Source organism: Acetobacter ascendens, assembly GCF_001766235.1.
GTDB lineage: Bacteria > Pseudomonadota > Alphaproteobacteria > Acetobacterales > Acetobacteraceae > Acetobacter > Acetobacter ascendens.
Genome location: NZ_CP015164.1, coordinates 2747469 through 2767609 on the forward strand (window position 1 = coordinate 2747469; position 20141 = coordinate 2767609).

The 20141-nt window shown below is 53.6% G+C and carries 18 protein-coding genes and 1 pseudogene; 14 read left to right on the plus strand and 5 right to left on the minus strand.

Annotation, left to right across the window (positions count from 1 at the left end):
• The first annotated feature begins 136 nt into the window (after nucleotides 1-136).
• The 7 genes and pseudogenes from A4S02_RS13415 (at nucleotide 137) to A4S02_RS13440 (ending at nucleotide 6889) form a co-directional block, all read left to right on the plus strand.
• The gene (locus tag A4S02_RS13415; RefSeq protein WP_070324065.1) at nucleotides 137-1348 is read left to right on the plus strand and encodes an OpgC family protein; all 1212 of its coding nucleotides are present in this window, start codon (nucleotides 137-139) and stop codon (nucleotides 1346-1348) included.
• Nucleotides 1349-1514: 166 nt separating this feature from the next.
• Nucleotides 1515-1715 carry a hypothetical protein gene (locus A4S02_RS16195; RefSeq protein WP_228142397.1) on the plus strand — a complete coding sequence of 67 codons (201 nt, stop codon included), beginning with the start codon at nucleotides 1515-1517 and terminating at the stop codon, nucleotides 1713-1715.
• 7 nt (nucleotides 1716-1722) lie between these two features.
• Nucleotides 1723-1935: an SGNH/GDSL hydrolase family protein gene (locus tag A4S02_RS16200; RefSeq protein WP_228142398.1), complete on the plus strand. Its 213-nt coding sequence runs from the start codon at nucleotides 1723-1725 to the stop codon at nucleotides 1933-1935.
• A 132-nt stretch (nucleotides 1936-2067) separates the two neighbouring features.
• Nucleotides 2068-3591, plus strand: a complete 1524-nt coding sequence (locus tag A4S02_RS13425; RefSeq protein ID WP_070324066.1) for a DegQ family serine endoprotease — start codon at nucleotides 2068-2070, stop codon at nucleotides 3589-3591.
• Nucleotides 3592-4620 carry an FUSC family protein gene (locus A4S02_RS13430; RefSeq protein WP_070324067.1) on the plus strand — a complete coding sequence of 343 codons (1029 nt, stop codon included), beginning with the start codon at nucleotides 3592-3594 and terminating at the stop codon, nucleotides 4618-4620.
• A 102-nt stretch (nucleotides 4621-4722) separates the two neighbouring features.
• Nucleotides 4723-5719, plus strand: a pseudogene (locus A4S02_RS13435) (quinone oxidoreductase family protein).
• 465 nt (nucleotides 5720-6184) lie between these two features.
• Nucleotides 6185-6889, plus strand: a complete 705-nt coding sequence (locus A4S02_RS13440) for a hypothetical protein (RefSeq protein ID WP_070324068.1) — start codon at nucleotides 6185-6187, stop codon at nucleotides 6887-6889.
• Nucleotides 6890-7016: 127 nt separating this feature from the next.
• Here the strand turns inward: A4S02_RS13440 and ilvD are convergent, their stop codons facing one another.
• Complete coding sequence (gene ilvD, locus A4S02_RS13445) at nucleotides 7017-8885, minus strand: dihydroxy-acid dehydratase (RefSeq protein ID WP_070324069.1); 1869 nt, start codon at nucleotides 8883-8885, stop codon at nucleotides 7017-7019.
• Nucleotides 8886-9149: 264 nt separating this feature from the next.
• Between ilvD and pstC the strand changes: the two genes are divergently transcribed.
• Genes pstC through phoU form a run of 4 tightly spaced genes read left to right on the plus strand, consistent with a single transcriptional unit; the run spans nucleotide 9150 to nucleotide 12572 of the window.
• Entirely contained in the window at nucleotides 9150-10133 is a 984-nt protein-coding gene (gene pstC / locus A4S02_RS13450; RefSeq protein ID WP_070324070.1) for a phosphate ABC transporter permease subunit PstC, read from the plus strand.
• A gap of 2 nt (nucleotides 10134-10135) precedes the next feature.
• Nucleotides 10136-11011: a phosphate ABC transporter permease PstA gene (gene pstA, locus A4S02_RS13455; protein ID WP_070324071.1), complete on the plus strand. Its 876-nt coding sequence runs from the start codon at nucleotides 10136-10138 to the stop codon at nucleotides 11009-11011.
• Nucleotides 11008-11838: a phosphate ABC transporter ATP-binding protein PstB gene (pstB, locus tag A4S02_RS13460; protein ID WP_019088585.1), complete on the plus strand. Its 831-nt coding sequence runs from the start codon at nucleotides 11008-11010 to the stop codon at nucleotides 11836-11838. Before pstA ends, pstB begins: the two co-directional genes overlap by 4 nt.
• Before the next feature lie 17 nt (nucleotides 11839-11855).
• On the plus strand, nucleotides 11856-12572 hold the full coding sequence (phoU, locus tag A4S02_RS13465; RefSeq protein WP_070324072.1) for a phosphate signaling complex protein PhoU: 717 nt from the start codon (nucleotides 11856-11858) through the stop codon (nucleotides 12570-12572).
• Between the two features lie 27 nt (nucleotides 12573-12599).
• Here the strand turns inward: phoU and A4S02_RS13470 are convergent, their stop codons facing one another.
• Nucleotides 12600-13472 carry an SDR family oxidoreductase gene (locus A4S02_RS13470; RefSeq protein WP_070324073.1) on the minus strand — a complete coding sequence of 291 codons (873 nt, stop codon included), beginning with the start codon at nucleotides 13470-13472 and terminating at the stop codon, nucleotides 12600-12602.
• Nucleotides 13472-14803 carry a hypothetical protein gene (locus tag A4S02_RS13475; protein WP_070324074.1) on the minus strand — a complete coding sequence of 444 codons (1332 nt, stop codon included), beginning with the start codon at nucleotides 14801-14803 and terminating at the stop codon, nucleotides 13472-13474. The genes A4S02_RS13470 and A4S02_RS13475 overlap by 1 nt, the downstream gene beginning before the upstream one ends.
• A 206-nt stretch (nucleotides 14804-15009) precedes the next feature.
• Between A4S02_RS13475 and rplM the strand changes: the two genes are divergently transcribed.
• Together rplM and rpsI are read left to right on the plus strand one after the other, a co-directional pair.
• Entirely contained in the window at nucleotides 15010-15486 is a 477-nt protein-coding gene (gene rplM, locus A4S02_RS13480) for a 50S ribosomal protein L13 (RefSeq protein ID WP_070324075.1), read from the plus strand.
• 5 nt (nucleotides 15487-15491) lie between these two features.
• The gene (rpsI, locus tag A4S02_RS13485) at nucleotides 15492-15980 is read left to right on the plus strand and encodes a 30S ribosomal protein S9 (protein ID WP_003624653.1); all 489 of its coding nucleotides are present in this window, start codon (nucleotides 15492-15494) and stop codon (nucleotides 15978-15980) included.
• 66 nt (nucleotides 15981-16046) lie between these two features.
• On the opposite strand, the gene A4S02_RS13490 is transcribed toward rpsI, so the two are convergent.
• Nucleotides 16047-17639, minus strand: coding sequence for a S10 family peptidase (locus tag A4S02_RS13490; protein WP_070324076.1), 1593 nt, complete (start codon nucleotides 17637-17639; stop codon nucleotides 16047-16049).
• 184 nt (nucleotides 17640-17823) lie between these two features.
• Here A4S02_RS13490 and A4S02_RS13495 point away from each other — a divergent pair, with 184 nt between their 5' ends.
• Nucleotides 17824-18297, plus strand: a complete 474-nt coding sequence (locus tag A4S02_RS13495; protein WP_228142400.1) for a hypothetical protein — start codon at nucleotides 17824-17826, stop codon at nucleotides 18295-18297.
• A gap of 61 nt (nucleotides 18298-18358) precedes the next feature.
• Here the strand turns inward: A4S02_RS13495 and A4S02_RS13500 are convergent, their stop codons facing one another.
• Nucleotides 18359-20116 (minus strand): DEAD/DEAH box helicase, encoded by a 1758-nt coding sequence (locus A4S02_RS13500; protein WP_019088578.1) that lies wholly within the window; start codon nucleotides 20114-20116, stop codon nucleotides 18359-18361.
• Nucleotides 20117-20141: the final 25 nt, after the last annotated feature.

Consider the following 20141-nt stretch of genomic DNA (forward strand, 5'->3'; position numbering starts at 1 on the left):
ATGAGGTCTGTTGGGTTGGCAACAGCAAGCATGACTTGCCGTCAAGAGGAAAGGCCTGCGCGGGATGTTGTGCAGGTTCAGCGTGTTTCCTGCGTGTGACAGATTTTTTCTGGCACAGAACAGACGAGGCCGGTAGATGACGCACATGGTAAATACAGTGGCGGATGGCCGGGTGGATAAAATGACCTCACAGGCTGAAAAAACTTCAGGATCTGGTGTTGTCTCTGCACCGCCACCCAAGCCTGTTGTGGGCCGAGGGCGAGATCATCGGATTGATGCCATGCGTGGTGTGGCGCTGCTGATGATGTTTATAGACCACATCCCTCAAAATCTGCTCAACCGTTTTACCATGCGCAATGTCGGGTTTGCCGATGCAGCGGAAGTATTTGTGCTGCTTGCGGGCTATGCATCGTGGTTGGCGTATGGGCGTGGCTTTAGAAAATATGGTGTGCCCACAATTCTCAAGCGGATTTTCCGCCGGTGTGTGCAGCTTTACATTGGCCAAACCATTATGGTGGCCGCTTATGTCTTCACCGTGCGGGCATGGCGTCATTTTACCCCGGTTTCAGTCGATTATCTGGAGCCAGAACTGGCGCATGGCATGGGCTGGGTCTGGCGTGTAATGATGTTTGATGCCTTGCCCAGCAACCTCAATATTTTGCCCCTGTATATTGTTCTGCTGGGTGGGTTTCCGCTTTTTTATGTGCTGATGCGCGTGCATCGTTCTCTTGCGCTCGTGCTGTCTGGCGCTGTGTGGCTGTTTGTCAATTTTGATCCGGAAATCAACTTTCCGAACTGGCTGGACCCAGACGGATGGTATTTTAATCCATTTGCATGGCAGTTTCTGTTTGCGCTGGGGCTGACGGCTTCTGCCGAAACCGAGCGGCGTGGGGGTGATCTGCCACAGAAGCAGTTACTGGTGATCGCCAGCATTTTGTATCTGGTATTTTCTGCCATTCAGGCTTTTCCGTGGACATTATGGGGGCTGCCGGATTTCCGCCCGTTTGGGGATTCTATCGCGCCAGCCAAAACATGGCTTTCTCCGTTTCGTCTGCTGGATGTCGTGGCCATTTTTTATCTGGTTCAGTCTTCAGATAAAGCGCGGCAGTGGGCGGCAGAAAGCAAGCTGGGGCAAATTCTGGCACGGGTTGGCCGTCATTCTCTGGAAATTTTTGTGGTGGGCACGGTGCTGGATCTGTACGCGCGGCTCATTTTCAGCACGTTTGGTGATGGTTGGGGCTTGCAGGTGGCGGTCAACATTGTGGGGCTGGCTGTGTTGTTCTGGCTGGCGGCTTGGCTGGATGCGCGCCGCACACGCCAACGGGCGGCATTGGCTGCCAGTAAGTAATGCAGTGCCAGCAATTATAATAAAGGAAACACCATGTCCTTAACGAAGGTTTTCTCCCTATCGCATGTGGCCCAACTTTTGCAGCACAAAAAGCCAGTAAAAATTACGTGCTGCGGTACCTGCTAAGCTGGAGGTCATCAATCGCGGTATTGGTGGGCAAGGGGCTATGCAGATGCATGCCCGGCTGGCGCGGGTTCTGGCAGACAAGGCTGATCTTGTGATTTGGCAAGGCGGTGTAAATGATCCGCTGACAGGCGTAAAACTGTCAGACTTTGAGCGGCTCACGCGGGATGATCTGCTGGTTCTACGTGAAAACGGAGCAGACGCTGGAGATGATGGATTTGTAGTGGTGCCGTTTGCTGGATGAATGCTCTGTGGCACCGGCTTTTCAGGCATCTGTGCATGCACTGGGGCAGGCGCTGGAGATGCCAGTATTCCCGCGTTTTGACCTGATGAAGCAGTGGAGCAGAACATACGGGTTAGGGCGGGAAGAACTTTCCCCTGATGGCATCCATATGGGTGATACTGGCTATCGCCTGTTAGGTGAGGCTGTGGCTAAGTGGGTTCTGGAACTGGCAGCGGGGTAACCGCTTTAAATAGGGCTGATATGGGCCAAACCAAAAGCCACATGTGTAAAGCGGGCTGACCTTTCAGCATGTTCGTGCCATAAACTCACAATATACTTTCCTGCCGCTGTCTGACAGAAAGACTGTTTCTTCATGCGTATATCTGCCCGTTTTGCCCGTGTTTTTTCTCTGTCTGGTCTTTTGCTTGCGGGTGCAAGTTTTGTGCATCCAGCACAGGCAGATCAGGCTGCCACGCCCGTAGTGGTTGCGCAGCGTGCGCCGGAAAGCTTTGCAGATCTGGCGGCAAAGCTTTTGCCTGCTGTGGTGAATGTTTCCACCACCCAGACAGTGCGGGCAGATTCGGACGATGATGATGAAGATGACCAACTGCCACAGATGCCCAATTTTCCGCAGGGTTCTCCGTTCGAGAAGTTCTTTCATGATTTCATGAACAGGCAGACCGAGCCAGATGCACCGCCACGGCGGATGCAGGCATTGGGTTCTGGCTTTATTATTGATCCTACCGGCTACATCGTGACTAACAACCACGTTATCCGTAAGGCAGACCGCATTACGGTCACCTTGCAGGATAACACGGTGCTGACGGCCAAGGCTGTCGGGCATGATGATAGGACAGATCTGGCGCTGCTGAAGGTGGAAAGCAAAAAGCCTCTGCCTTTTGTGCAGTTTGGCAATAGTGACAGCCACCGGGTGGGAGATTGGGTGCTGGCCATTGGCAACCCGTTTGGTTTGTCTGGCACCGTTACGGCAGGTATTATTTCCTCCCGCGAGCGCAATATTGACCAAGGCCCGTATGATGATTTCATCCAGACCGATGCCCCCATCAACAAGGGTAATTCTGGTGGCCCTCTGTTTGATATGAGTGGGCAGGTTATTGGCGTCAATACAGCTATTTATTCACCCTCCGGCGGGTCTGTCGGAATCGGGTTTGCCATTCCTTCCAACGAGGCCCGCAATGTGGTTGAGCAATTGCGTAAAACCGGGAAGGTGTCACGCGGGTGGCTGGGTGTAAGAATCCAGAATGTCACGCAGGATATCGCCGATGGTCTGGGGCTTACGCCTGCGCGTGGCGCTTTGGTGGCTGGGGTAGAAAAAAATGGCCCGGCGGCCAAAGCGGGTTTGCAGACAGGGGATGTCATTCAGGCCCTGAACGCGCAGCCGATTGAAGGCAAAGCATTGCCACGCCTTTCTGCCCAACTGCCGGTAGGAAGTGTGGCGCATCTTGGCGTATGGCGGCATGGCAAAACTTTGGATCTGCCGGTCACTATTGCAGCCTTGCCAGAACCTGCTGAGGATATGCCTCAGAAACAGGCGGCTCCATCTAAAACCAAGGAAACCGTCAGTTTTGCAGATTTTGGGTTTTCTGTTGGTGTCATTGATACAGCCGCTCGGCAGAAATATGGGCTGTCTGCAAATCAGAAAGGGGTTCTGGTTACAGCGGTGCAAGATGATGGCCTTGCCGCAGACCGGGGGTTGAAGCCCGGAGATGTGATTACCGAAGTGCAGCAGGCAGAAGTGAATACACCAGCAGATCTGAAAAAACGGATTGAAGCAGCCAAGAAGGACAAAAAGCGTTCAGTGCTGTTGCTTGTGCATGATTCGGATGGTTTGCGCTGGATACCGTTTTCCTTAACGGGTGAAGATACGTCTCAATAAATGGTTCCATTTTCTATTCAGGCGCCATGGCTCAACAATGCCGTGGCGCGGCAGACCGTAAGGTTGCTGAGTGCCGTTGGTCTTTCTGGTTTTATGGTGTGGCTGACCAATCTGCAGGAACCGGGTTGGGCCATTATTACATCCGTAATTGTAACGCAAAACAGCATTACGGATACCATTTCCAAAGGGCGAGACCAGATTGTTGGCACGTTGATTGGCGCGGTTGCCAGTATTGTGCCCATTACGCTGATGATGTTTTTGCGCTGGCCATTGTGGGAGGCCTTTGCAATCGCCTTTATTCCATTGGCCGTGTTGGTGAGCTGGAAGCCCGCAGCACGCATGGGCGTGGTTACGCTCATGATTGCCACTTTGTTTCCCTCAGAAGGAGATCCGTACCTTCGGCCGATTGAACGTGTGCTGGCTATTCTGATTGGGGTAGGCGTTTCCACATTGGTGACATACGTTGTGCTGCATGAACAGGCACGGCGAGATGCTTTCCGCAACGCTGCGGAAACAGTGACGCAAATTGTGGCCATGCTGCAAAAAGCCCGTTCTGAAGAAACAGATTGGGTAACCATTCAGGACATGAATGATGAGTGCGCGGCCTCTTTGCGGAAGGTTCAGGCCGCGTTGGAAGAAGCACGGCGCGAGCACTGGAAGCCGTTGGAGCAACGAGACCCCATGCTGGCGCAACTTCCTAAGGAAGTGCGGCAATTGCAGATAGATGCATTGGTGGTGGCTCGTGCCATGCTGCGTTTTCCACATTCAGGTGCCACTATTCCGCCAGAACAGGTGGCCACCATTAGCGCGGGCCTTCTGCGTGGGTTCCAGTGGGTTATTCAGCGCTGTAATGATGAAGCCACGGCCCGTTCAGGTGATGATAGCCGCGTGGCAGCAGAAGTTATTTCAGCCCTTCCGACAGAAGATGAAACGGCAGACCCCATTATACGTTTTGTTGTGGGAATCCTGCTGACGGATCTGAAACATATTATCAGTTTTCTGGGTGAGGATGATGCAGACAGGCCCTGATTTTCAGGAAGGTAGGGCCGACATATCTGGAACACTGTAAATCTGTCTGGCTGCTGACGTGCTTGGGAACGTGACGCAGAGTCATGTAGCGGGCAGCGGAAAATGAGGCAAGAAATGGCAAGTGATCTCAACACAGTTGTGCGTGTGCATCATACAGACCCACCTAATGTATTGTGCGTTGAAACTCTTCCTGTTCCTCAGCCCCAAAAAGGCGAAGTACTTCTACGGCAGGAAGCTATAGGTGTTAATTTTATAGATACCTATTTTCGGTCAGGCCTGTACCCGTTCCCAACTTTGCCAGCAATTCCCGGAAATGAGGGAGCAGGCGTGGTGGAAAAAGTGGGCGAAGGAGTGCAGCATCTTCGGCCCGGTATGCGGGTTGCTTACGCCGGAGCTTTGGGGGCCTATGCCCGTTATCGCACCATTGCAGCAGACAGGCTTGTGGTGCTGCCAGATACTATTCCGTTTGATATTGCGGCTGCTGTTACCTTACGGGGCCTTACGGCCCATATGTTGCTGCGCCAAGTGTACCACGTTCGTGCAGGGCAGGATATTTTGGTTTACGCCCCGGCCGGAGGGGTCGGACAGCTTATCTGCCAATGGGCGCGGCGCTTGGGCGCGCGTGTCATAGGCGTGACATCTACAGAAGAAAAAGCCGCCATTGCCAAGGCTTGCGGTGCGACAGATGTTGTTATTGGCACATCAGATTTGCCCGCCCGGATAAAGGAGCTGACTGACGGGAGAATGGTGCCCGTTGTGTATGACAGCATTGGGCGTGATACCTTTGAAACCAGCCTGAACTGCCTCGCCCCACGTGGGCTTATGGTCAGCTATGGTAATGCATCCGGGCCGGTTACAGGTATATCCGTAGGAACCTTAAGCGCACATGGAAGCTTGTATCTGACACGCCCTTCTCTGATGACATATATTGCAGATCGCAAGGAGCTGGAGGCCGGGGCGCAGGAACTGTTCGCAATGGTAGAGCAGGGGGGTGTTGAAGCCCAGAATTGGCCAACGCTTTCCGCTTGAAGAAGCCGAACAAGCGCATAGGGCGCTGGAATCGCGCAGCACAACAGGCAGTACGATTCTAACAGCCTAGCTTTTTGCGCAGCTGTCATGAACATATGCCAACATGCGTTTCAATGGCATGACGTGCAGACGTGTATAGGGTAGGATAACGTATCTGCCTGATTGTAACGGGCGGAATAGATCAAGGATAACAGAACATGTCCAAGTGTGCGGTTAAGTGCCCGAAATCTCCGTGTGTGCGTGGCCTTCTGGTTGCCGGACTGATTGCAACAGTGGTGTATTTCCTGCGTAAGAAGAAGTCCTGCGCATAAAATTTGCTTCTTGCAGATTTCATGCAGCAAAGCCCGTCTGGTCCGCCAGACGGGCTTTCTGTTTTCTGATCGCGCCGTTGTCAGACCCCATAACATGGCGTCATGGCTTGTGTTATGGTGAAACCATTGTATCACGGGCATTAAAATAACCCAGTGTCTGGCGCATGACTGCATCAGACTGATGTTGGAAAGGATTAAGAGCGTTGCATCCTCTCGTTTCCCGTATGTCTTCTTTGGTCACAGGTTCTGTGGCCGTGTGCACGCTCGCTGTAGCTGGCTTGGCTTCTGCTCTTTCCGCAGCTCATGCTCAGGCTTCCGTGCTTCTGAAAAACCAGACCGCTACTGCTGTGGTTGAAACAGTGGACCGTGATGCGCGTGAAGTGCTGCTGCGTGAAGGCAATGGTCATCTGATTACCGTTGAATACGGTAGCGCTGTGCGTGATCTGCCGCATCTGCATGAAGGTGATCATCTCAAGATCCGGTTTGTAGAAACGCTGGGTGCACAGATGGCACCACCTGATAGCCCGCTGCCCGAATCTACCCTGACAACGGCCCGTGGTTATGCGCATGGTCATCCACGTGGCGTGATTGCAGCTTTCAACCGTGAACGTGGCACTATTAAGGCGATTGACCTGAACACTCACACGGCTTCCTTTGTAACGGACGATGGTGCGCTGCATGTTGCTGTTTTGCGTACACAAGCCATGCAGGATTTTCTGGCGACCCTGAAAATTGGTGACGTTGTGGATATTACGCGTGCGGAATCCATCTCCTACGTTCTCACCAATGAAAACGTGCCGCAGCCGCCAGCTAATGGGCAGCAGCTTGCTGTTCCGGCTGGTGATAGCGTAGCTGCCACTCCTGCCCCAGCAACACAGGCAGCGCCTCCGGCAGCTCCGCTTGAAGCTCCGGCAGCAGCTGGTCAGTAAGGTTTCATCTGCTCGGGTATCATCTTGTTTGGGGCGATATCCGGCTTTGTTGAAATGAAATAAAAAAGCCCCGGTGGATATTTTTCCACCGGGGCTTTTTGTAACTTATGTGCTGAAGAACCACGTATTAACGGGGTGTCCGCCGCGTAAGCTGGCTAACATCTCTTACTGCACCACGGGCAGCACTGGTGGTGAGGGCTGCATAGGCCTTCAGCGCGTTGGAAACTACGCGGTCACGCTTGGGCTGCCATGCCTGATCACCCAGATCATCCATACGTGCGCGGCGATCAGATAGTTCGCTTTCCGGCACAGCTACAGCCAGTTTGCGGTTGGGGATATCAATTTCAATAATATCACCTTCCTCAACCAGACCGATCACGCCGCCTTCAGCAGCTTCGGGGGAGATATGGCCAATGGAAAGGCCAGAACTACCGCCTGAAAAACGACCATCCGTAATCAAGGCGCATTTTTCAGCCAGCCCTTTGGATTTCAGATAGCTGGTGGGGTAGAGCATTTCCTGCATACCGGGGCCACCTTTGGGGCCTTCGTACCGGATCAGCACCACATCGCCCGGTTTGATCTTGTCACCCAGAATGGCGGAAACAGCGGCATCTTGGCTTTCAAAAATACGGGCCGGGCCAGAAAATGTTTCTAGGCCAGCGGCAACACCGGCTGTTTTAACAATGGCACCGTCTTCGGCCAGATTGCCGTACAGAACAGCCAAACCGCCATCCTGATTATATGCGTGGGCCCCGTTACGGATGGCACCGTTTTCCGTATCCATATCGAGTTCACGATACTGGCTGGACTGAGAGAATGCTTCCGTAGTGCGCACACCGCCCGGAGAAGCGCGGAAGAAATCTCGCGCTGTGGTATTGTTTTCAGCACCCGGAGCACGAATATCCCAATTTTTCAGGGCTTCGGGCAGGTTGGCAGCGTGCACCATAGGCACATCGCGGTGCAACAGGCCAAGCCGATCCAATTCACCCATAATGGCCGGAACACCGCCTGCCCGATGTACATCTTCCATATGCACATCCGGGCGGGAAGGGGACACCTTACACAGATGCGGCACCTTGCGGGAAAGGCGATCAATGTCCTTCATGGTAAAGGGTACATCGCCTTCATGCGCAGAGGCTAGAAGATGCAGTACTGTGTTGGTGGAACCACCCATCGCGATATCAACTGAGATCGCATTTTCAAATGCATCCATAGTGGCAATGCTGCGTGGCAGCACAGAGGCATCTTCCTGCTCATAATAACGGCGTGCCATATCCACAATGCGATGCCCTGCTTCTACAAACAGGTCACGGCGTGCGGAATGTGTAGCCACAAGGCTGCCATTGCCAGGCAGGGAAAGGCCCAGAGCTTCTGTCAGGCAGTTCATGGAATTGGCTGTGAACATGCCGGAGCAGGAGCCACAGGTAGGGCAAGCCGAACGTTCAATGGCAAGCGAATCGGCATCGCTTACATTCGGGTTGGCCGCAGAAACCATGGAAGTTACAAGGTCTGCCCGCTGTTCAATATCCGCCAGTGTTACGCGTCCGGCTTCCATCGGGCCGCCGGAAACAAAAATGGTGGGGATATTCAGCCGCATGGCGGCCATCAGCATGCCCGGCGTAATTTTATCGCAGTTGCTGATGCAAACCAGTGCATCAGCACAATGTGCGTTCACCATATATTCCACTGCATCGGCAATCAGCTCGCGCGAGGGCAGGCTGTACAACATGCCACCGTGGCCCATGGCAATGCCATCATCCACCGCAATGGTGTTGAATTCACGGCCAATTCCGCCTGCTTCGGCAATGGATTGGCACACAAGTTGGCCCATATCCTTAAGATGCACATGGCCGGGCACAAACTGGGTAAAGGAGTTGGCAACCGCAATAATGGGTTTGCCAAAATCGGAGTCTTTCATCCCGGTGGCGCGCCACAGGCTGCGAGCGCCTGCCATGTTGCGCCCGTGTGTGGTGGTGCGGGATCTGTAACCGGCCATGGTGGGGTCTTCTCTCTGGTTTCTGTCTGCTGTGTGGTTCCGGAGCAATCTGGCGTCCGCCAGATATATGGGGGCTGCACATTAGACTACAAAGAAACTTCTGTCAGGCCGGGATTGCAGCCTGCGTGCGGATAGTGGTTTTTCCTGCTACAGTTTTGTGACAAATCTGCTTTTCCCCAGCTTTCTTGCGGGGATTATGTTGCAGGAGACGGAGGCGTTCAGTATTCCTCCTCGCATCCGGCGGACGTTCGGAACGGAGAGCAGATGGAAATTTCCGCAAGGCAGCCCCTGCCCGCAACAAAAAAGAACCACCCAGCCGGAGGTGTTCACACAGCAGATCCTTTCTTCAGGATGCTGGTGATGGCAACCGGTATTGGTGTTCTGGTGGTGCTGGGGGCCATTATTGGTGTGATGGCAGTAGGAGGCTGGAAAGCCTTTGCTGTTTTTGGGCCTGAATTCCTTATATCTGCGGTGTGGAACCCTGTTACCCAGCATTTTGGGGCAGCGGCACCCGTTTTTGGCACCATTGTCAGCAGTGCGATGGCACTTGTTGTGGCCGTGCCCTTGGCTTTTGGCACGGCATTCTGGCTGGCAGCCCTTGCACCTCCGGCAGCCGCAGCTTTTATTGGCATGGCTGTGCAGCTTCTGGCCGCTGTTCCTTCTATTATCTTCGGGATGTGGGGCTTTTTTGTGGTGGTGCCGTTAGTTGCCCACTATGTGCAGCCTACGGCCCGGCATCTGTTCGGGCATGTGCCCGGGCTTTCTGCGCTTGTGGCAGGTGCGCCATTTGGCACAGGTCTGTTTACCGCCAGTCTTATTCTGGCAATTATGATTACGCCTTCCATTACCGCCGTTATGCGGGACGTATTTGTGTCCATGCCAACGGTATTGCGTGAAAGCGCCTACGGGTTGGGTGCTACACGGTGGGAAGTTATGCGCAACGTGGTGTTGCCGTGGTCTCGGCAGGGCGTGATTGGCGCTGTTGTGTTGGGCATGGGCCGCGCCATGGGTGAAACAATGGCTGTGACGTTTGTTATTGGTGATAGCAACCATATTGGTTGGTCACTTTTTGCGCCGGCCAACACCATTGCTTCTCTTATTGCTCTGGAATTTCCCGAAAGCTCGGCAGGTAGCCTGAAGTTGGCGTCTCTTATGGCGCTAGGGGCTATCCTGATGGCGATTTCGTTCCTGACACTCTGGTTCTCTCGCTGGCTTCTGGCCCGTGGGCAGAAAGCTGCGGGAGGTTAAGAATGGCCACATCACGTTCCCTGCTTCGGTCCGACCGTTCTGCCTCGCTTTTGTTGCGCAGAAAAGTGACCGACAGAATGGCCACAGGCCTTAGCTGGCTGGCCATGCTGATTGTTGTGTGTGTTCTGGGGTCCATTTTGTGGACTTTGCTTAAAAACGGGTTGGCTGGGCTAAGCATTAACCTGTTTACGCATTCCATGGCCGCGCCGGGCCAGAATGGTGGGTTGGCAAACGCCATTATGGGCAGCATTCTGCAAACCGGGCTAGCTATTCTGCTGGGCACACCGGCAGGGCTGCTCACAGGTATTTATCTGGCGGAATACGGCACAAACAGCGTGTTGGCGCGCACGATGCGCTTTGTTTCTGACATGCTGCTTTCTGCCCCATCCATTCTGATCGGTCTGTTTATCTATATGGTGCTGGTGGCACCGCTGGGCCATTTTTCTGGCTTTGCGGGTTCTCTTGCCCTTGCCATTCTGGCTATGCCCATTGTGGTGCGCACAACAGAAGACATGCTTTATCTGGTGCCTGTTGCCATGCGTGAGGCCGGTATTGCGTTGGGGGCGCCAAAGTGGCGCGTTATCCTGTTTATCTGCCTGCGCGCAGCGCGTGGCGGCATTCTTACAGGTGTTTTGCTGGCAGTGGCACGTGTGGCGGGTGAAACAGCGCCGCTGCTGTTTACATCACTGGGTAATTCCGAATGGTCTGTTGATATGAACAGGCCTATGGCCAGCCTGCCCGTAGCTATCTACCAGTATGCAGGTTCTCCTTATCAGGATTGGATGCAGCAGGCCTGGACAGGCGCGCTGCTGGTTACACTTGGTGTATTGGTCATTAATATTGTGGTGCGGGTAGGAACCCGTGGAGGACGGACATGAGCGTAGAGGTCCAAACGGAAACCGTTGCCGCAGAGCAGACAGTGACTGTTGCTGAGACAGAAAAAGATGCCCGCCCGATTGCTTTGCAGGTGCGGGATCTGAATTTCTATTACGGCAAGTCACACGCGCTGCATGATATTTCTCTTAATTTTCCCGAACGCAGCGTAACGGGCATGATCGGCCCTTCAGGGTGCGGTAAATCTACCCTGCTGCGTGTGTTAAACCGGATGTATGATTTGTATCCGGGCCAGAAAGCCACAGGTGAGGTGATATTTGATGGCCAGAATATTCTGGCTTCCGGGGTGGATTTGAACGTTCTGCGTTCACGCATTGGCATGGTGTTTCAGAAACCCACACCATTTCCTATGTCCATTTACGATAATATTGCGTTTGGTATTCGGCTGCATGAGCGTGTTTCTCGTTCAGAAATGGATGGGCGGGTAGAAGATGCTCTGCGGCGCGTAGCTTTGTGGTCTGAGGTGCAGGACAGGCTTAGCAGTTCTGCTACGGCTATGTCTGGTGGCCAGCAGCAGCGTTTGTGCATTGCGCGTACGATTGCTGTGCGGCCTGAAGTTATTCTGCTGGATGAACCCACAAGTGCGTTGGATCCAGTTTCTACAGCCCGTATTGAAGAACTCTTGGATGAACTGAAAACCGAGTTCACCATTGCCATTGTAACGCACAACATGCAGCAAGCTGCGCGGTGTGCGGATCAGGTAGCGTTTTTCTATATGGGCAAGCTGATTGAAGTGGACAGCACGGCACGCATGTTCACAACCCCGCGTGAGCAGCAAACGCAGGATTATATTACCGGTCGCTTTGGGTAAGCAGAAAGGAACACGTTATGGGAAACGAACCAGCACATACCGTTACCCGATACGATCAGGAGCTTGATCGCCTGCGTGGAATTGTTGTCCGCATGGGTGGTTTGGTGGAACGCCAGACAGCGCAGGCCATTGCCGCAGTGGTGGATCAGGACGAAGAAGCCGCGATTGAACCTCCCGAACTGGATACAGAGGTGGATGCGTTTGAGCGTGAGGCAGAAATGCTGGCGATCCGCATTCTGGCTCTACGTGCGCCAATGGCGGTAGATTTGCGTATGATTGTTGCCGTTCTGAAAATGAGTGGTGATCTGGAACGTATTGGCGATTATGCCTCCAGTATTGCTCGCCGTGCCATGAAGGTGGAACCTCTGGATGGCGCATTTTCCTTCAGCCCGTTACGGGCTATGGCACGCCTTGTTCAGGAAAATCTGCACAAGGCTATTGAGGCCATGGTGGAAAATGACAGCACCCGCGCCATGGAAGTATGGAATGCGGATACGGCTGTGGATGAGCTGTACACAGCCATGTTCCGTGAACTGGTGACGTATATGATGGAAGATCCGCGCAAGATCGGTCCGTGTATCCATCTTCTGTTTGTGGCAAAAAATCTGGAACGTATTGGTGACCATGCCACCAACATTGCAGAGCGCGTTTATTATGCTGTAACCGGCAACATGCTGCCAGCAGTGCGCCCACGGGGTGGTGCTGCCAGAAAAGACACCCATAAAGATTCTTGATTTTGTAGAATCAAAGGTTGGCGCGAATTAGCCTGCAAAGGTACGCGCCAATCCTTCCTGCAGATCTATGGGCTGCACGCCTAAAAAATTCTGCATTGGCGCAATATCAAAATTCTTGTTTTCAAGCAGGCGGCGAATTTCGTCTGGCCCGATTTCAGGTAGCCCCGGAATCCGAGAGGTTACACGGGCACACGCCATAAGCAATTTGGCGGGTAATGAAATAAATGGGCGCGGGCGTAATCCGCTGGCTTGTTCCACTAAAGTTACAAATTGTTTGTAGGTTACGGCGTTTTTCCCGGCAATTACAAGGCTACGTGGGCCATGCCATATCTGTGCAAGTGCAGCCAGAATACTGGCAGTCACATCTCCTTGCCAGATAGGCTGCACCAAAGCTGTGCCGCCATTGGGTAAAGGGATAACTGGCAAAAAGCGTAGGAGTGCTGCTAGGCGCTGCACGTTATTTTCACCCTGAGCACCATAAATCATGGTGGGGTGTAAAATAATACTATCCCGCCCGGAGTCCAGAAGGGCTTTTTCACCTAACAGAACGCCATTGCCATGTGCATCGGGCCAGTGTGTAAATTTACGTGTGCTGCCCAAGCATACCAGTTTGGCAGAAGCAGGCGCAGCAGCCAATAAGGCTGGGATATTACGTGCATGCGCTGTGCACACAATACGCGTGGCATCTGCCAATACAGGTTTTACCTGCTCTGTAGGGGCGGTTAAATCGGCAATGCGGATATTTTCTAATCCGGTTGCCCGACTGGCGTTGCGCACAATCGGAACAACGGGAACACCCTGTGCCAGTAAAGCCTGACACACAGCTCGCCCAGAACGACCCGATGCTCCAATAACATGAACAGGGTCTGGTGCAGGCTGAAGCGTATGAAGGGGCAACATTACGGCGTATGCAGGGAAAGGCCGACCTGCTGCGCAATTTGTGGTGCCACGCCCACAGCCCCCAAAGATGCCAGAACTGTCATGAGAGGGAGAGGACGTTGCGGTTGAATATAGATATCCAACGGGCCTTTTTCAGGGTGCAGGGCATAGGCAAGTGCTTGGGTCAGAATCGGGTTATTGCCCTGTTTGGTCTGCTCCTGCCAGCCAGACAGCATATCCCGTAGGTTCATGTTGCGCGCCTTGGCAGCCTGATCCAGTATTTTAGGTACAAGCCCATGATCCATATAGTTCATGTGCATGTGTAAAACCTGCATGTCTGCATTTGCGGCTACAACAGCGTGGGAACCTGCCTGCGCAAAGTCTCCATCCAAGTGCAGGCGGCCCATCTGGGCTGCATCTATGCTCAGTTCTTCAATATGCAGTTTGTCTGTTTTCAGATCGTGCGTATCGTTGAGAACCAGAGAGGCCCGCAGGTGATCGTAACCCAAGGTGGGCAACCACGACATATTGGGCAAGCTGGGCCAGAGTTCTGCATCCTGCACGCTGGAAACTTCCTGTTCAGCGGATTCAGACTTGCTGGAATGGGAAAGAATTTTCACGGCGCGTAAAAGTGGGCTGTCGGCATCAATGGCAAGATGATCAATCTGAATGTCACGGGTGCCATTGCGACCGGTATAGGCCGCACCGGTTGTAAGGCTATTGTACAATCCAGCCAGATCCAGCCCATCAATGCCAACATGCTCAGCAGAAACATGGCGGGCAGGGGGTACATCCGCAGAAAATTGTAGCTTTGCGGCCTCAAGGTGCGAAGCCATGCTTTCCCCAAAATCATCTACTGTAACGGTATCAGCAGAGATGTCGGATTGCAGGCTATCAATAAACCCGTGCAGCTTTGTGGCCTCTGCATGCTGGATGGAAAGCGTGTGCGCTGGTGTGTGCACGTCTTCCTTTACAGGGAGCGTAACACCTTCCATGGCCAGTTTTGCCAAGTGCAGGCTACCTGCCGTATCTGCCATCTGAAAGTTACGGAAGGAAAGATGCTCAATAAGTGGGGACTCGGAGCCTTTGGTAACGGGTTTGGAAACCTCAGCTTCATCTGCAGTTATGGTTTCTGGCCCTTGGCGGAACACAAGGCTGGTAAACTTTACGCTGCGCCCCAGCACACCAGGTGTGGCTTTTTTATATGTAAAAGAAGCATCAGGCCCCAAGGTTTGCCTAAAACGCTCTATGCTTTTGTCCAGCATAAGGTGTTCGGCATGGCGTGCGCCAAGCCAACCAATGCCACCTAGAATGGCAATGCCGGAAATCATGACCAGAACGTTCTTCTTCACCCGTTGGAAATCCTACTGTTTCAGGACACAAAACCAGCTTTAGTGCATGGTGGATGGGGCTGCAAGCGCTAATGCGGTAACATGTTACCTATAGAAAACCCCCTGAAAATACAGACATCAACGCAAACAGTGCTTGACGTTTTGTTTTGGGCACCGCATAAGGCGCCATCTTGGATACACAACTGTTCTAGTATGGAATCAGTGTCATGAAGACCACCCTCTCGCTGAAGCTCGCGGAGGTGACGAAGAACTGGATCCTGATCGATGCCGAAGGTCTCGCTCTAGGTCGTCTCGCCGTCATCATTGCCCAGCGCCTGCGCGGCAAGCATAAGCCTCAGTTTACTCCGCATGTCGATTGCGGTGACCACGTTGTTGTCATCAACGCGGAAAAAGTTGCCCTGACAGGCCGTAAGGCTGATCAGAAGCTCTTCCACTATCATACCGGTTACCCCGGCGGCATCAAGGAACGCACTGTAAAGCAGCGTCTTGAAAGCAAAAATCCGGGTCAGCTGGTTGAAAAAGCAGTGGAACGTATGATCACACGCGGTCCGCTGCAGCGTCAGCAGATGCGCAGCCTGCATGTTTATGTTGGTGCAGAACACCCGCATGCTGGCCAGAACCCCCAGCAGCTTGATGTTGCGGCCATGAACCGCAAGAACGTTGTTAACGTGCAGAAGGGCTGAGCAGAATGTCTGAAACTCAGGAACGTACAGGCACGCTGGCCGATCTGAAGACCGTGGTTCCAGAAATTGCTTCTGACGCCCCGGTTTATGAAGCCAAGCGTGACGCTCAGGGCCGCTCCTATGCAACAGGCCGTCGTAAGGACGCAGTTGCTCGCGTGTGGATCAAGCCTGGCAAGGGTGAAATCACCGTTAACGGTCGCCCGGTTGGCACATACTTTGCGCGCCCCGTGCTGCGCATGCTGCTGACCCAGCCTTTCCTTGTGTCTGACCGCTACAACCAGTTCGATGTGGTTTGCACCGTAACGGGTGGTGGTCTGTCTGGTCAGGCAGGTGCTGTTCGTCATGGTATCAGCCGCGCGCTGACACATTACGAACCAGAACTGCGCAGCATCCTTAAGGCTGCTGGCTTCCTTACGCGTGACTCTCGTAAGGTGGAACGTAAGAAATACGGTCGTGCCAAGGCTCGTCGTTCCTTCCAGTTCAGCAAGCGCTGATCTGTCAGGAAAAACGGTTTACCGTTTGGCAAAAACGGGTGGGGAAGAAATTCCCCACCCGTTTTTTTATGGTGTCATGAAAGTTTTGGCATCCTGCGCGAGTGCTGCGCGGCTGTCTGCCCGGATGTAAATCATATGCCCGCCGGGGTAAGTGTGCAGGGCAATGCGGTTTCTGCCTACAGGAATATGCTCAGCCACCCAGCGGGATGAGGCAAAGGGGCAGACGAGATCATAATACCCATTGGCAATAAAAACCCGCAGGGTAGAGTTAAGTGCCAAAAGGCGGCGCAGTGTCGGAATAGGACGGACAATGGGGCTGCCCCCATCCCGATAATCCCACGCCTCATTCACCTTCATGTTCAAAAGAGAATAGCTTAGCGGCGTGCGGAAATTCAGGCTCGTGGCAGCATATTGTTCAAATGCGCTGCCATAGGCACGGGTAAAGCCATCCAGAATCGGATCAGGGCTTGCACCATTTTCCACACCTTCGGGGAACGGGTCAGCAATAGAAAATGTGCCATCGTAAAGGGAATAAAGTCGCCCGTTACGGCTGCGTACATCGTGGGCTTCTGGTTGCAGCATGCCGCGTTCTTTTGCCACCGTCTCAAGCGGTATGCCTGAATGCGTGGCAACGTCTTCGTAAAAATCCTGTGCGGCGTTTCCGGCAAGTGGCGCATTGGCCAGCGTGCTGAGAAATGGGCCAATGGCGTAATGGTAAGCACTATCTAAACGCCCAGCAGCGTTTTCTGGCGTCAGTTTATGTTGTAGCGCAAGCTGGGATGCTTCCAGAGAGGGTAGTACAAAACTGGTTGCCAGAATATCATTGGCTGTATCCAGTAATGTCATATCCAGCGCCGGGGAGATCATGATGATCCCATTCACCAGAATATTCTGATCCTGCGCTAGGGCATCGGCCACTTCAATGGCGCGGAGGCCACCGTAGCTTTCACCTACAAGATAACGCGGAGAAATCTGCCGATTGTTGCTTTGTGCCCAAAGTTGAATAGCTTTGGCAAATGCGTGTGCATCTTGTTTGACGCCGTAAAATGCCTTGGCAGCTTTTTTAGCATCTGTAGGGATAGACCAGCCAGTGCCTGGTGCATCTATAAACACCAGATCTGTCGCAGCCAGCCAGCTTTCCGTGTTGGGTGTGAGCTGTGCATTGGCACCATCTGCTGGGTTCCCATTAGGAAAAGAGAGAATAGAAGGCCCAACTGCGCCTAAATGTAGGTAAGCCGTACCTGCACCGGGGCCACCGTTAAAGAAATAAGCAACAGGCCGATGAGCCGGATCTACGCCATCCTGCGTATAGGCAACGTAAAAAACACGTGCAGTAGGAGCACCTTCATCATCCCGTAAGGTCAGGGTACCGGTATGGGCTGTGTAAGAGATCTTGCGTTTATCAAAAATGCCAGTGTGATGGGTGATGGCATCCTGAGGCAGCAGGGCTGCTTCATTGTGAAATGTATCAGTTTGCGTTTGTGTCGGAGCAGGCCCTGTTACTGGGGGTGTAGGTTTAGCTGGTGGTGGTGATGGCTCGGTTGCGGCTATGGCTGAGGTGGATAGACTAAGGGCAACCGCCAAAGAGCCAGCAAGCTTCAGCTTACTAAAGTTTGGCCACTTTGCCGGGTGGAAACCAGGTTTCATCACGATACGCATAATCCTTGGATCTGTCGAAAATACTTGCCGCTATGCTGCGTCTGCAATCGTGTTCTCGCAAGGGCCGGGGTGGACTATTTTTTGCCAGAATTACATGTCTAAAAATTCATCAACGCTCCACTCCGTGTGGACAGAATTGAAGAAAGAATAGGTTATTATGCGATTTGTTCAGAAATTTGCGGTGATGAGTTTATCTGTAGTAGCTCTGGCAGGCACAACGTCTTTGGCACATGCTGATCCGTGTCTGTCTCTGACAGGTTGTTTGCAGCAAGATGCAAAAGACCAATTGAATGCAACGCGTGACAGCGTGCGTAATGATACAAATAATCTGACATCTGGTTTCAGGAATAGCGGTCAGGCTGCGCGGGATCAGGTGCGAAATAGTTGGAACAACAGCACCCAAGCAACGCGTGAACAGTTGCAGCAGCAGCGTGACAGTGTGACTAATGCGGAAAAGAACGTGCGAGACCGCTGGAATAATAGCGGCGAGGAAGCACGCCAGAAGTTGCAAGCTCAGCGTGACCGTGTAACCAATGCGGAAAAGAACGTTACAGACCGTTGGAATAATGCGGGGGAAAATACGCGGAAGGCTTGGAAAGCTCAGAAAGATCGGGTTTCTTCAGACCTGCGCGATGCAACCACTTTGCCGCCTTTGTAAGGCTGGCTTAAACTGCATCAGGCCGCCTTCCGGCGGCCTGATGGGGAGATACCTATAAGATTTATTTTGGTTTACGCTTACGGGAAGAATTGTTTTTGCTAGCGCCTTCCCGGCGTGGTGCAAAAGAACGGCCACCTTTTGGTTTCCGGTCAGCATAGGCCGGGCGAGGTCCACCACCGCCGCCGCCTTTGCGGGGTGCGGCTGCAGGTTCCACTGTAATTTCATCCGGGTCCGTTGCAGAGGCGCAAGACGCAAACTGCTCGGCTTTATCGGGGGAAATTTCAACCAGAGTATGGTCCTGCGTGATGCGGATAGAGCCGATATCTTGCTTTTTAATGTTCCCCAAGCGGCACAGCATGGGTACCAGCCATTTGGGGTCTGCCCGATCTTCACGACCAACAGAAAGGCGGAACCATTTGCCATCCATCGCAGGTGCGCGTTCTCTTTCGCGCACAGGGCGGTTGGGGTCACGCTCACGCGGGGCAGCGCGGCGCGCATCTGGTGTAATAACTCGCACGGAAACAGGAGCCGGCAGGCTTTTATGCCATAGGCCAACAAGAGCCGCAGCCAGTTGTTCTGGCGTATGTTCGGCGGCAAGGCGACCAATCAGCGTTTGTGTTTCTGCATCTTCTGGTGCTGGTGCAGAAAGGAATGGTGCACCTAAAAGGCGCTCAGCATCTGCTGTGGCAATAGCTGCCGGAGTAGGGGCACCACTCCATTCTGCGGTTACCTTGGCAGCCTGAAGCAGCCGTTCTGCCAATCTTCTGCGTGCGGGCGGTACCAGCAGCACACAGGTGCCTTTTTTGCCCGCACGGCCCGTACGACCGGAACGATGCAGCAAAGTGGCTGGGTTGGAAGGTAGGCTGGCATGGATAACCAGCCCCAGATCCGGAATATCAATACCGCGGGCGGCCACGTCTGTTGCCACACACACACGGGCTTGGCCGTGGCGCAGGCTTTCTATGGCGCGGCTACGTTCGTTTTGCCCCAGATCACCTGAAATGGCGACGGAGGAAAAACCGCGTTCTGTCAGAATCGCCTGCAACTGGCGCACAGCTTCACGCGTATGGCAGAAAACAATAGCAGCAGAGGATTCCATCAGCCGCAGCACGTTTACAACCGTGCCAGCCATATCGCCTTGTTCTGTCAGAACAGCGCGGTAGGTAATATCGGCATGGGGGGTGTTTGTCCCTACCGTATCAATGCGCAGGGCATCCTGCTGATAGCGGCGTGCAAGGGCTGCAATGTCACGTGCAATGGTTGCGGAAAACAGCAGGGTGCGCCGCTCTTTGGGCATGGCGTCCAGCAGGGTTTCCAGCTCATCACGGAAGCCCAGATCAAGCATTTCATCTGCTTCATCCAGCACCACGGCTTTCAGGTGTGAAAGATCAAGCGCACCGCGGCGCAAATGGTCACACAGACGGCCCGGCGTACCCACAACAATGTGGCAGCCAGAGGCAAGGGCGCGGGCTTCCTTGCGGGGTTCCATGCCACCAACGCAGGAAACAATGCGCGCGCCGGTTTCGGCATACAGCCATTCCAGCTCACTGCGTACCTGCAAGGCAAGTTCACGCGTGGGGGCAATTACCAGAGCGATAGGTGCGCCAGATGGCACGCAGCGGCCTGCATCATTCAGGAGCAGGTCAGCCAGCGTCAGGCCGAAAGCAACAGTTTTGCCAGATCCGGTGCGGGCTGAAACCAGCAGGTCGCGATTTTTGGCATCATCGGCCAGAACGGCGGCCTGAACAGCGGTAGGAGCAGTAAAGCCACGTGCAGCAAGAGCACGAGCGAGAGGGGCAGGAGCATTCTGAAAAGGCATACAATCCGGATCCGGGCAACGGGAA

Bases quoted from the DNA above. Each gene is read 5' to 3' on its own strand.
- A4S02_RS13415 (WP_070324065.1), top strand. From the start codon at position 137: ATGACGCACATGGTAAATACAGTGGCGGATGGCCGGGTGGATAAAATG.
- A4S02_RS13490 (WP_070324076.1), bottom strand. From the start codon at position 17,639: ATGCGTATCGTGATGAAACCTGGTTTCCACCCGGCAAAGTGGCCAAAC.
- pstB (WP_019088585.1), top strand. From the start codon at position 11,008: ATGAGCGTAGAGGTCCAAACGGAAACCGTTGCCGCAGAGCAGACAGTG.
- A4S02_RS13430 (WP_070324067.1), top strand. From the start codon at position 3,592: ATGGTTCCATTTTCTATTCAGGCGCCATGGCTCAACAATGCCGTGGCG.
- A4S02_RS16195 (WP_228142397.1), top strand. From the start codon at position 1,515: ATGCAGATGCATGCCCGGCTGGCGCGGGTTCTGGCAGACAAGGCTGAT.
- pstC (WP_070324070.1), top strand. From the start codon at position 9,150: ATGGAAATTTCCGCAAGGCAGCCCCTGCCCGCAACAAAAAAGAACCAC.
- pstA (WP_070324071.1), top strand. From the start codon at position 10,136: ATGGCCACATCACGTTCCCTGCTTCGGTCCGACCGTTCTGCCTCGCTT.
- phoU (WP_070324072.1), top strand. From the start codon at position 11,856: ATGGGAAACGAACCAGCACATACCGTTACCCGATACGATCAGGAGCTT.
- A4S02_RS13425 (WP_070324066.1), top strand. From the start codon at position 2,068: ATGCGTATATCTGCCCGTTTTGCCCGTGTTTTTTCTCTGTCTGGTCTT.
- A4S02_RS13470 (WP_070324073.1), bottom strand. From the start codon at position 13,472: ATGTTGCCCCTTCATACGCTTCAGCCTGCACCAGACCCTGTTCATGTT.
- rpsI (WP_003624653.1), top strand. From the start codon at position 15,492: ATGTCTGAAACTCAGGAACGTACAGGCACGCTGGCCGATCTGAAGACC.
- rplM (WP_070324075.1), top strand. From the start codon at position 15,010: ATGAAGACCACCCTCTCGCTGAAGCTCGCGGAGGTGACGAAGAACTGG.
- ilvD (WP_070324069.1), bottom strand. From the start codon at position 8,885: ATGGCCGGTTACAGATCCCGCACCACCACACACGGGCGCAACATGGCA.
- A4S02_RS13440 (WP_070324068.1), top strand. From the start codon at position 6,185: ATGTCTTCTTTGGTCACAGGTTCTGTGGCCGTGTGCACGCTCGCTGTA.
- A4S02_RS13500 (WP_019088578.1), bottom strand. From the start codon at position 20,116: ATGCCTTTTCAGAATGCTCCTGCCCCTCTCGCTCGTGCTCTTGCTGCA.
- A4S02_RS13495 (WP_228142400.1), top strand. From the start codon at position 17,824: ATGAGTTTATCTGTAGTAGCTCTGGCAGGCACAACGTCTTTGGCACAT.